Here is an 11692-nt window from a genome sequence, read left to right as displayed (position 1 = left end):
TTCGCTCGCTGACGCCCACTCATGCGCGTACTCGCTTCGCTCCGTGCGCACATGAGGCACAAACACCCAGTGCTCGATGATTCGCTCGCTGACGCTCACTCATGAGGCCGCGCCCACTTTCCGCTTCGCCCCCGTCGTCTTGTCTGTTCCCTTGTCGACCGCACCCCTGGTCGCCCGTTCCGCCGCATGCCGGCTGCCGCTGACGGCGAGCACCTGCAGTTCCAGCGCCAGATCGACCGGCCGCACCTCGACCTCGTCCGGCGCATGCAGCGTCGTGCCCGTGAAGTTCAGTATGAGCCCGACCCCCGCAGCGACGAACTTATCGCAAACATCCTGCGCCACTGCGTCATCGGTGGCGATCACGCCGATCTCCACCTGCAGCCCCGGACATTGGGCGGCGATCTCGGCGACCGGCCGCACCGGCAACGGCCCGGCAGAACCGCTCAGCACATCGCCGGCCCGCGCGGGGCTGGCGTCGAAAACCGCGACGATCGCGAAGCCGCGGTGACCGATCTCCGGGTGCTCGGCTATCGCCCGGCCCAGGCTGCCCGCCCCGGCCAGCGCGACATTCCGGCTGCGCGCCAGCCCGAGTGCGATGGCGATCTTCCCGGCAAGCGCCGACACGTCGTAGCCGACACCCCGGACGCCGCCGGCGCCGATATGCGACAGGTCCTTGCGGAGGATCGCCGAGTTCACGCCGGCTGCCTCAGCGAGGTCGGAGCTGGACAGCCGAGACCGGTCCGCTCCGGACAGGCTCTGCAGGACGTGGAGGTACCGGGTGAGGCGTCGGGCAGCAGCGTCGGGGATAGCGGAGATCGACGAATCGACCGGCACATCGATGCCTTCCGCCTGCGCGCGCATAGTTCACGGTAACGACTTGTGAATTCATTCACGAACCCGGGTCTGACGTGCGGGGACCCAGCGGCCCGGCTACCAGTTCAGATCGCGGCGCAGCCGGGGCGCGTCCACGTCCCAATAGCTGTGCTCGTTGCCGTCGAGCAGCACCACTGGGAGCCGGTCGCCGTACTCGGCCCGCAGCTCGGGATCGGTCTCGGCCACCGCATCCACATCGATCTCGACGAATTCGACCGCGGGCGACCCGGCGGGGGCATTGGCTACCAGCTCGGCGAGGTCGGCATGCGCCCGTTCGCAGGCGTGGCAGCCGGCCCGGGTGAGCAAGGTGATCGTCGACATGGGTCCATTGTGGCGCGTCGGCGGCGCGGCGGCGCGTACGCCCGACGGCATGCCGCATTCGGCGGGGCCCGGACGTGACACTGCCCGCACCCGACCCGAATCCGCAGCGGCGGACCTTAGACTGGTGGCGATCTCATCTCGGCAAGCAGGAGGCACGGGTGACAGAGCCCGAAGGGCCGGGTCGCGAAGGGCCCGATCCGCACGATCGACTTCCGTCCGACGACGGCGATTCGATCCCCGGCGACAACGACACCCCGGCTGACGCAGGGGCACCGGCCGATGCGCCGCTCACCCGGCCGACCGTCGATCCCGACAAGGCGGATACGTCCGACATCGAAGGCGAGGACGACGAATCCGCGGGCGCGGTGAGCAACTGGCTCAGCTCCCGCCGCACCCAGTTGGCCGAGCAGATCACCAGCTCCGAGCGGATCGGCCGGTTCCGGCAGTCGGCCGCCGAACTGCGGCACTCGCTCGCCGGCGAGGCCAGCGCGCAGGCGGCTTATCTGAGACTGCAAGAGCGGGAACATATTTCGCCCTTGGTGGACATCGCCGACGAACCCGGCGAGCCCGCCGAGGTGCCGCCGGACCTGACCGCCGCCGCGTTCTTCGATGTCGACAACACCCTCGTTCAGGGCGCGTCGATCATTCACTTCGCCCGCGGCCTGGCGGCGCGCGACTACTTCTCCTACGGCGACATCTTCGAATTCGTCTGGGCCCAGGCGAAATTTCGGATCACCGGCAAGGAGAACTCGGACGACGTCGCGCAGGGTCGCGAGAAGGCGCTGTCATTCATCGCCGGTCGCTCGACCGAAGAACTTGTTCGCCTCGGCGAGGAGATCTACGACGAATACATCGCCGACAAGATCTGGCCCGGCACGCGCACGCTGACGCAGATGCATCTCGACGCCGGGCAGCAGGTGTGGCTGGTGACCGCCACCCCGGTCGAACTGGCGCAGACCATCGCGGAGCGTCTCGGCCTGACCGGTGCGCTTGGAACGGTCGCCGAGAGCGAGGACGGCGTCTTCACCGGCCGACTGGTCGGCGACATCCTGCACGGCCTGGGCAAGGCACATGCCGTGCGCACCTTGGCGATTCGCGAGGGCTTGAACCTCAAGCGCTGCACCGCATACTCCGACTCCCACAACGACGTGCCCATGCTGTCGCTGTGCGGCACCGCGGTCGCGATCAATCCCGACGCCGATCTGCGCGAGGTCGCGCGGGTGCGCGGCTGGGAGATCCGCGACTACCGGACGGCACGCAAGGCAGCCAGGATCGGCGTGCCGACCGCGCTCGCTCTCGGCGCCGCCGGCGGCGGTGCCGCCGCGGGCATCAAGTATCTGCGGAATCGCTGACGGCCGTCACGAGCGCGCCTGCCGCATCGTCGTTGTCATAGCATCACAACTTCAGGAGGCCCCATGACAACGCTGATCATCTGCTCGTCTCGATCGCCGCACGCCAACACCACCCGGATCGCGCAGACGATCGCCGAGACGATCGACGCCCAGGTCGTCACGCCGGATCAGGCGACGCCCGAACTCATCGCCGCGGCCGACCGGATCGGATTCGGGTCCGGCATCTACTGGATGAACTTCGACCGCCGGCTGATCGACCTCGTGGACCATCTCGCGGACGGCGCGGGACGCGAAGCGTTCGTCTTCGCCACCAGCGGGCTGCCCGAGACGCCGCTGCGCCGCTACACCGAGTCGTTCCGCAAGCGTCTCGAACACAAGGGGTTTCGTGTCATCGACACATTCACCTGCCGCGGGCTGGACACCATGGGGCCGCTGGCGGCGATCGGCGGGCTCAACAAGCAGCGGCCGAATCAGGCCGACCTCGACGCCGCCCGACGCTTCGCCCTGCAGCTCCCCTAACCCACGCTGTTTCCAACAGCCGACTGCGTTTCCAACACTGTTTCAGTGTTGGAAACGCAGAGGACTGTTGGAATGAGGCCGAGGATCGTTGCGTCCAGTCGGCGCCGGCAACACTAGCCGAAGTAGACGCCGGACCGGTGCCGCAGCATCCGGTACAGGGTCTGCTGGATCTCTTCGCGCACCTGGTCGGTGACCTCGAAGATGACCATCGGATCGTCGGCGGCCTGCGCGTCGAACCTGGAGGTCTCGATCGGCTCGCCGAAGTGGATGTGCCACTTGGACGGCAGCGGGACCAGTCCCAGCGGACCCAGCAGGGGGAACGTCGGCGTGATCGGGATGTACGGCAGCCCCAGGATCCGCGCGAGCGGCTTGAGGTCGGACAGCATCGGGTAGATCTCTTCGGAACCGACGATCGAGACCGGGATGATCGGCACACCGGTGCGCAGCGCCGTCGTGACGAAGCCGCCGCGGCCGAAGCGCTGCAGCTTGTAGCGCTCCTTGTACAGCTTGCCGATGCCCTTGTAGCCCTCGGGCCAGACACCGGTCAGCTCGCCCGAGCGCAGCAGGTGTTCGGCGTCTGTGGTGCAGGCCAGGGTCGACCCGGTGCGTCGCGCCACCTCACCGACGAACGGCGACTCGAATGCCATGTCGGCGGCCAGCATCCGCAGGAAGCGGCCGTCGGGGTGATGATCGTGCACCGCGACGGAGGTCATCAGCGCATCGATCGGGAGGGACCCGGCGTGATTGGCCACCAGCAGCGCGCCGCCCTCGAGCGGCAGATGCTCGGTACCGGTGACCTGGACCCGGAACCACTTGTCGAACAGCACCCGCAGCGCCGGGAACCACACCGACTCGGTGAAATGCTTGTCGAAGCCGAAATCGTCGACCTCGTAGTCGCCGGTGACCCGCTCCCGCAGGTATCCGGTGGCGCCGATAACGGATTCGGCGACCGCGCGCCGAACACCGCCGAGGCTCAGCAGCGGGCTGCGCTCGTTGCCCGGCAGCAGTACCTCGCCCGACTCGATCTTGGCGCGCACGTCATCGCTGATCGGCGTGACCGACGAGACCTCGTCGGTGAAACCGTCGGTGTTGGGATGCCCCTGCGACGGATGTCGGGGGCCGCGCCGAGTGGTCGCGCGAGCGCTGGCCGCATTGCCGACCGACGAGTACAGGTGGATCACCTTCGCCGAGCGACCGTCGGCGGCACCACCTGCCCGAGAATCCCGTGCCATCATCACACCTCCAACCCGTTCCTATCGTTCCATCAATCCCGCTATGTCACCACACCTAGACCAATGTGACTTGCCCAACTCGATATGCATGCTCGTCAACCGCGAGCGATGCGTTCGCATTCGCGTCGACTAGGCCAAAACCCTTGCGGCATCAGTGATTCGCTGCTCCAGCCCGCGCCACGTCGCCGCCGACACCACCGGTTCGAGCGGCCGACGTTTGATGAAGTCATCTAACGTCTCGGTGCTGGAGTACTTCGGCATGAACCCGAGATCCCGGCGCATCCGGGTGGTTTCGAGCACCCGACCGTAGGTCAGGTAGTTGGCCTGATCGGCCAGCATCTTGGACATGCCGACGCCGCGCAGCACGCCGGCCACCGGGCCGAGCATGCCGGCCAGCACGGGCAGCTCCACCCGACCCGAACGCCGGATCGCCTGCGTCAGCGTGACGACGCCGTCGCCGGCGACGTTGAATGTTCCGGGCCGACCGGTGAGCGTCGCATGCTCCAGTGCCGCGAGCGCGTCCTCCTCGTGCAGGAACTGCAGCCGTGGTTCGTGACCGATCACCACCGGCACGACCGACGACGAGAAGTACATACTCATCCGCGTATCGATCTGCGGACCGAGGATCGCAGCGGGCCGGACGATCGTCACCGCGATATCGGTGCGACGCCGGCCGAGCCCGCGGGCATAGCCCTCGATGTCGAGCAGATCCCGGCCGAACCCGGTGACGGGCTCCCGCCGGGCCTGGGTGTCCTCCGAGAAGTGGGCCGGATCGGCCGAGCTGGCGCCATAGACCATGCCCGTCGACCGCAGGACCAATCGTTTCACCGACTCGCTGCGCTGGCAGGCGGCACACACCTGCATCGCGCCGATCACGTTGAATTCCTTGATCGCCGGCGAATGTGCCGCGGTGTCCATGACCGAGGTGGCCGCATGCACCACCGTGTCGACCTGCGACTGCTCGATCACCTTGGCGATGGTCGGCCGACGGATGTCGACGCGCAGGAATTCGGCCCGGCCCATCCGCCGCAGCATGTCCTTGGACGGCTGCCGCGAATCGACCGCAAGCACCCGCTCGATCGCCGGATTCTGCGCGAGCCGCGTCACCAGATAGCCGCCGAGGAACGTCGAAGCACCGGTGACCAACACGGTCTTCGGGGTATCGGGGGTGGCGTTCACCGGCTCAGCCTAACGGTGCCCAGTGAAAGCGCATCCCGAGTGCCCGCCCTGTGGACATCGGAAAAGACGACGAGAAAGCCCGCCGGATGTCGGCGGGCTTTCTCGAAGTCGTGCGCTCGGGCTTACTTGCCGAGTTTCCGACGCTGCACACGAGTGCGACGAAGCAGCTTGCGGTGCTTCTTCTTCGACATACGCTTGCGGCGCTTCTTGATCACTGAACCCATTCGGGGACTTCCTTACGTTCTGCGTCTGGCGACGTTCTATCGGGTGCCACGCGGCGACCCCGTACAGGTTGCCGCTGGGTAGGCGGTCGGAACCATCGGCCACCTTCGGCGAGCTCGGGCCGGCTACAGCGCAGCACACTCCCGGTCGCTCAACCCTACCGGCCCGCACCTGCCAACACGAAATCCGCGTGTGCACTGAAGTAACCACCGCGCACCCGGACTACCTGGCGATACCTGCGAGCCGCGACGACATCGTCATCGCAACCGCAGAGTCATCAACCGGCCGAGAAGTACGAGGTCTCCAGATAATCGTCCACCGCCTTGGAGTGGATTCGGAACGAGCGTCCAACCTGTACGGCCGGAAGCTCACCGCTCTTGATCAGCCGGTACACGGTCATCTTCGACACGCGCATCAGCGCCGCCACCTCGGCGACGGTCAAGAACTGCTTTCCGTCGCCGGTCGGACCGACGGCAGGCTTGTTTGCAGCCATGAAACGTTCATACCTCCACAGCACGCGTCGTGCCGCCGGCTTCCCCTCCGGCGGACCAGACACGCACGTGCTTCGGTGAGCTTAGCGTGGCGGATGGGGTTAATGCGACGTGTGTGGGCTAACTTGCCCAAAATTCCTCATGACACGCCGATGCCGAACGGCCGCGACACGCCGCATTTCGGCGTATCAGGGCTTCGCCGACGCCGCGCCCAGCTCCGCACTACGGGCCGCGCAGGCCCGCATGGCCTGGTAGAACGCACCGCGTAGACCGTTGGAGTCGAGCTCCCGGATCGCCTCGGCGGTGGTCCCACCCGGAGAGGTCACCGATGCGCGGAGATCGACCGGGGACAACCCTGAATCTGACATCAAGACTCCAGCACCACGGACGGTTTGGACAGCGAGTTCGGTGGCCAGCTGACGGGTGAGTCCCAGGCCGACACCGGCGTCGACCATGGCCTCTACCACCAGGAACACGTACGCCGGCCCCGAGCCCGACACCGCCGTGACCGCATCCAGCTGCGATTCCGGCACCTCGACGACCTTGCCGACGACCGCCAGCATGTCGACGACGGTCGTCACGTGCTCCGGCGTGGCGAAACGACCCGCGCTGACGGCACACATCGCCTCGTTGACCAGCATCGGCGTATTCGGCATCACCCGTACCACCGGCGTACCGGCCGGCATCAGGCCCTCGTAGAACGAGGCGGGGTGCCCTGCCGCGAGCGTGACGATCAGGCGGTCGCCCGCGCCCTGGACCTTGGACAGGTCCCCGAGCACTGACCCGACGTCGCCCGGCTTCACCGCGATCACGACGACATCCACCCCGTCGGCGGCGTCCGCGGTGTCGGCAGTCACCCGCAGCCCGTATTCGTCGGCCAGCTCCTTGCCGCGGCCCGGATGCCGCTCCGCGACCACCAGATCCTTGGCGGGACGGCCCGCGGCCACCAAGCCGGCGATCAACGCCTCACCGATCTTGCCGCCGCCGATCACCGCGATGCGCGTCATGACTGTCCTTCTCTCAAGCCTGTGTTGTCTGCAACTGATTGCCCGGGCTCATCTCCCCGAACCTTCCGGCACTGTATCGACTGTCGCACCGGAACGGTTCGTCACGAAGAGCCCGCCGGCCCCATATCCGCAAAACCCTTCGGCACGAGCGCCAGCTGCCGCGAATGCGCGACCACCAGTCCCGTCGAATCGATGATCACATGGTCCTCGTCGAACCAATCCTCGCCGACGTCGGCGGTGCGCGACTCGACGCGCAGCCAGCCCGGCGCCGGGCTGCGCCGCAGATACGTCGTCAGCTGCACGGTCGGCGCCCAGCCGGCCAGCCCGAGATTGATCACCACCGGCGCCGAGGCGTCGCACGCGAAGATCGCGAGCAGATCGTCGGGGTCGCCGTCGGCCGGCTTGATCCAGAAGCGATACACAGGCGGGCGGGTCCGGCCGTCGGCTTTCATCGTCTCCGGGTCATAGGCGGCGTGGATCACGCCCGACCAGTTGACCAGGCCCGCCATCGGGCCCTCGTGGACGAACATGATCCCTGGCGGCGGCTCGATCGGCATATCGGCGAGCGTGCTTGCGGCCTGCGTGACGGCCGACCAATGGCCCGCGCCCGCATCCAACGCACCGAGGGTGATCGAGGTGTCGACCATCACCCGACCGTTCTGCTGAACCTCCACGTCCACCAACGAGATCCGGCGGCCGCGCTTGCGAACCGTGACGATCACCGTCACCTCGGCCGGGTCCGGCGCGGACAGAAAATTCGTCGCCACCGACACCGGCGCCAGACCCTCCGCGGCCGCCGGGTCGCCGGCCGTGTCGGCGAATCCGGTGAGCGCCGCCTGCGCGCACAGCAGCTGCACCGACCCGCCGTGCACCTTGGGACCGATGGTGAACACCGGGTCGATGACGGCGACATACGTCGCCGAGTCGCCGGAGACCTCCTTCAGTGCAAGGCTTTTCAACGATTCGATGGGTACGTTCATCCTGTGCTTCCGATCGGCTAGCGCGCGAGGTGAGTCCGGGCGAATTCGAGCGCACGAGCCAGGATCGCCGCCCGCTCCAACTTGGTGCGGGCCGCGCTGGTGTGCACCTCCAGGATCGCGGCACCGGTGAAGTCACTCTGTGCCAGGCGATTACATACCTCGACGCAGGGCTGCGTGCCGTCGCCGGGCACCAGATGTTCATCGACCGCGGCACCGAACCCATCGGTCAGGTGCAGGTGATTGAGTCCGGTGCCCATGCGATCCTGCATCGCCAGCGCATCGGCGCCGGCGGTCGCGGTGTGCGACAGGTCCAGGGTGTAGTGCGAATACCCCTCGTCCGTGGGATCGATCGACGTGCCGAATGCCGAGATGCCCGGCCCCGGCCCGCCCCGCTGGCGCATGCGTTCGACGGCCTCGTCGTACTTGCCGAAGAACCGGTCGGCCCGCATCGGGAACATGTTCTCGACCGCGATCGCGATGCCGCTGTCGGCCTCGAGGTCGCCCACGATGTTCCCGAAGTCGCGAACGTACTTGCGCTGCCAGCGGAACGGCGGATGCAGGACCACCGTCGCGGCGCCGAGTTCCTCGGCCGCGCGCACCGTACGCCCCAGCTTGGCGATCGGATCGCGGCCCCAGACCCGTTGCGAGATCAGCAGACACGGCGCATGCACCGACAGGACCGGCATCTGATACCGCTCGGACAGGTAGTTCACGTGGCCGATGTCCTGGCTGACCGGGTCGGCCCAGACCATCAGCTCGACGCCGTCGTAGCCCAGCTCGGACGCGTATTGGAAGGCGGCCTCCGTGTTCTGCGGGTACACCGAGGCCGTCGACAGCCCGATCGGAATCTCCGAACGCAACACCGGCCGCAAGCCCGAATCACGGCTCTCTGGATCGCCGGCGCCTGAATCGCCGGCCGGCGACGTCATTTCGGCCATTCACCGAGTATCGCCAGCGGGCCCACCGTCACGATCAGTCCGGCGGCGAGAGCGAGCAGCACGCTGATCAGGTCGCTGGTCCGGCGCAGGGCGTACACCAGCGACACCAGCGCCAGCACCACGACGACGGTCAGCACCAGCGCGAAGTAGGTGTTCCACTTCCACAGCTCGGTGAAGCCCCAGAACAGTCCGACGCCGACCACCAGGCCCAGAACGATCTGGCCGGCGAGCCCGGCCCACGTCAGCGCCGGCAGGCCCGACTTCTTGTCGGCGGGCTTCTTGTCGGCCGTCTTCTTATCGGCAGGCTCCTTGTCGGCCGACTTCACGTCGTGGTCTTCGTCGGCGTCCCAGAGCGCGGCGCGGCCCGACTCGTCGCTGTCGGCCGTTCCGGCTTTGCGACGCCGGCGCCGCGTCGCCGACGAGCCGGCCGCAACTCCGGCTCCAGCCGCCGTGGCAGCGACCCCGGCGACCCCGGCGGCAGCGGCCGGGTGGCCGTGATCATCGGCGTCGGCATCCACCGAGCCGTCGACGTCATCGGTCGGACGGTCCGCATGATCGGGGGTGGGCGCGCTGACCGGGCCCGACTCGATCGGCCCGGTCGGCGGCGTATCCGGCATCCGCGTCGCGCCCGTGAGCGGCGACGACGCCGGGAAGGTTCCCGCCCCGGTCGACGGCCGATCGCCGGACACCGGGAACCGCCCGGTCGCGCGCGGCGGGGTCGGATCCGACGACGGCGGCGGAGGGCCTGCCGGCCGCGTCCAGGTCGGCGGCAGATTCACCGGGCCGGTGATGGGCTCCGAGGTGGTCGGTGCCGCGGTCGCGGCGGGCGCCGGCTTCTCCGGTACGACGGACGGCGGCACCGGGGTCGCGATGCCCTCGGTCTTCGGAGCCGGCGCCGCGGCCTGCGGCTTCGGTTCGTCACGGCCGGCATGCGTGTCCTCATGATCCTTGTGCCGACGTCGGCCGAACAGGCCACGCTTCTTGACCGGGTGATCGTCGTGATCGACGTCCTCGAAGTTGCGATACCTCTCGAATTCGCGCTCCCGCTCGTCGGCGCTCAGGCCGGACAGCGGATCGGGGCCGCGTGACCCCGCCGCCTGCGAATACGCCTGCGGGGACGCCGTGCCGCCGTCCCCGGGAGCCGCGCGATCGGCGATCGCCTCGGCGCTGATATCGCGGGTGGCCGCAGGTGGCGTGGGCTGCTGCGGCGCGATCGGGGCCTGGTCACGGACCTTCGGAATCTCACCGGTCAGCTCGGCAACCGAGACCGCATCCTTGCCGCCGCCGTGCCGGCGGCCGCTATGGGCGATCCTCTCGGCCGCATCGTGGCCGTGCTCCTTGGCACGAGCCATCAGCTCGGCCACCGAAATCGGCTTCGACTCCGGGTCGTTCACGTTGCCCTGGTCGTCTACGCTTCGCCGTCTGCTCATCGTCCTTCGCCTGTTCGCTTACTCCCCCGAGACTTCATTTCATGGTCGATCACTTCAGCGGTTCGATCGCCTCGCCCGACGCGATGCCGCCGAGCAGTTTGCCACCCACCGCCATCTGTTGGGCCATGCTGCCATCCCATTGGTCGGTGCCGCCCGATTCCCAGTCCAGCCTGCGCAGAATCACACCTTCGCGCAGCGCCCACGGACAGATCTCCATCGTGTCCACGCCGCACGCGCGCATCGCCGCCTCGGCCACCAGGGCGCCCGCGACCAACTGCCCGGCGCGATCCGCGCTCACGCCTTCGAGCTCCGCACGATCGGCGGCAGTCATCCGGGAGATGAAGGCGATCAGCTGGCGCAGGCCGCTGCTGGTGAGCGTCCGCTTCACCCGGGGGCCGGCGCTCGACGGCGCGGCGCCGGTCAGCCGGGCCAGGCTCCGGAACGTCTTCGACGATCCCACCGCCAGATCCGGCTTTCCGGCCGACAGCAGATCCTTGGCGCCGGACGCCAACTCGGCGTCCAGCCAATCCCGAAGCACCGCAATACGTTTGCGGCCGGGCGGATCCTCGGCGAGCCATTCCCGGGTCAGCCGGCCCGCGCCGAGTGGCAGCGACAGCGCGACATCCGGCTCCTCGTCGACACCGTTGGACAGCTCCAGCGAACCGCCGCCGATGTCGAACGCCAAGATGCGGCCGGCGCTCCAGCCGTACCAGCGACGCACCGCGAGCGAGGTCAGCCGCGCCTCGTCCTCCCCCGACAGCACCGTGACCACCACGCCGGTCTCGAGATGCACGCGGGCGAGCACGTCATCGGTGTTCGCGGCCTCACGCACGGCCGACGTGGCGAAGGCCATCACCTGTTCGCAGCCGCTGCTCTTGGCGATCTGTGTGAATTCACCGACGCTGTCGATCAGGCGCCGCGCACCCTGTTCGGTGAGCCGGCCGTCCTGGTCGATCTGTTCCGCCAGCCGCAGGGCAGACTTCGTGGAACTCATCGGCGTGGGATGACCGCCCCGATGCGCATCGACCACCAACAGGTGAACGGTATTGCTTCCCACATCGAGGACTCCTAGACGCACAAGACCCAACTTAGTGCGTCTACCGTGTTCAGTTGTGCAGGCAGGCCAGCAGATCAACCCGGAATCCGCA

At 68.0% G+C, this 11692-nt stretch carries 13 protein-coding genes; 2 read left to right on the top strand and 11 right to left on the bottom strand.

Annotated features, from left to right (window positions below):
- Positions 1–99: 99 nt before the first annotated feature.
- Both G341_RS20635 and G341_RS0101330 read right to left on the bottom strand, forming a co-directional pair.
- Positions 100–861 (bottom strand): redox-sensing transcriptional repressor Rex, encoded by a 762-nt coding sequence (locus tag G341_RS20635; protein WP_018177302.1) that lies wholly within the window; start codon positions 859–861, stop codon positions 100–102.
- Between the two features lie 69 nt (positions 862–930).
- Entirely contained in the window at positions 931–1194 is a 264-nt protein-coding gene (locus G341_RS0101330; protein ID WP_018177301.1) for a glutaredoxin family protein, read from the bottom strand.
- A 158-nt stretch (positions 1195–1352) separates the two neighbouring features.
- Here G341_RS0101330 and G341_RS0101325 point away from each other — a divergent pair, with 158 nt between their 5' ends.
- Complete coding sequence (locus tag G341_RS0101325; protein ID WP_018177300.1) at positions 1353–2546, top strand: HAD family hydrolase; 1194 nt, start codon at positions 1353–1355, stop codon at positions 2544–2546.
- A gap of 63 nt (positions 2547–2609) precedes the next feature.
- Positions 2610–3065 (top strand): flavodoxin family protein, encoded by a 456-nt coding sequence (locus G341_RS0101320; protein ID WP_018177299.1) that lies wholly within the window; start codon positions 2610–2612, stop codon positions 3063–3065.
- 113 nt (positions 3066–3178) lie between these two features.
- Here G341_RS0101320 and G341_RS0101315 read toward each other — a convergent pair whose 3' ends face one another.
- The 9 genes from G341_RS0101315 to G341_RS20615 form a co-directional block, all read right to left on the bottom strand.
- On the bottom strand, positions 3179–4300 hold the full coding sequence (locus G341_RS0101315) for a lysophospholipid acyltransferase family protein (protein WP_018177298.1): 1122 nt from the start codon (positions 4298–4300) through the stop codon (positions 3179–3181).
- Between the two features lie 126 nt (positions 4301–4426).
- Entirely contained in the window at positions 4427–5476 is a 1050-nt protein-coding gene (locus G341_RS0101310) for an NAD-dependent epimerase/dehydratase family protein (RefSeq protein ID WP_018177297.1), read from the bottom strand.
- 122 nt (positions 5477–5598) lie between these two features.
- Entirely contained in the window at positions 5599–5700 is a 102-nt protein-coding gene (locus G341_RS23360) for a 30S ribosomal protein bS22 (protein ID WP_003402602.1), read from the bottom strand.
- A 275-nt stretch (positions 5701–5975) separates the two neighbouring features.
- Positions 5976–6191 (bottom strand): helix-turn-helix domain-containing protein, encoded by a 216-nt coding sequence (locus tag G341_RS0101300; RefSeq protein WP_018177296.1) that lies wholly within the window; start codon positions 6189–6191, stop codon positions 5976–5978.
- A 186-nt stretch (positions 6192–6377) separates the two neighbouring features.
- Entirely contained in the window at positions 6378–7196 is an 819-nt protein-coding gene (proC, locus tag G341_RS0101295) for a pyrroline-5-carboxylate reductase (protein ID WP_018177295.1), read from the bottom strand.
- 101 nt (positions 7197–7297) lie between these two features.
- Positions 7298–8176, bottom strand: a complete 879-nt coding sequence (locus tag G341_RS0101290) for a thioesterase family protein (RefSeq protein ID WP_018177294.1) — start codon at positions 8174–8176, stop codon at positions 7298–7300.
- 17 nt (positions 8177–8193) lie between these two features.
- A complete protein-coding gene (locus G341_RS0101285; protein ID WP_018177293.1) occupies positions 8194–9114 on the bottom strand; it encodes a sugar phosphate isomerase/epimerase family protein in 921 nt (306 codons plus the stop codon).
- Positions 9102–10544: a hypothetical protein gene (locus tag G341_RS22830; protein WP_155826693.1), complete on the bottom strand. Its 1443-nt coding sequence runs from the start codon at positions 10542–10544 to the stop codon at positions 9102–9104. The genes G341_RS0101285 and G341_RS22830 overlap by 13 nt, the downstream gene beginning before the upstream one ends.
- Before the next feature lie 49 nt (positions 10545–10593).
- The gene (locus G341_RS20615; protein WP_081622379.1) at positions 10594–11622 is read right to left on the bottom strand and encodes a Ppx/GppA family phosphatase; all 1029 of its coding nucleotides are present in this window, start codon (positions 11620–11622) and stop codon (positions 10594–10596) included.
- Positions 11623–11692 lie beyond the last annotated feature (70 nt).

The organism is Jongsikchunia kroppenstedtii DSM 45133 (assembly GCF_000380485.1).
In the GTDB taxonomy this organism is placed as follows: domain Bacteria; phylum Actinomycetota; class Actinomycetes; order Mycobacteriales; family Mycobacteriaceae; genus Jongsikchunia; species Jongsikchunia kroppenstedtii.
This window is presented reverse-complemented; position numbering and strand designations above follow the sequence as displayed.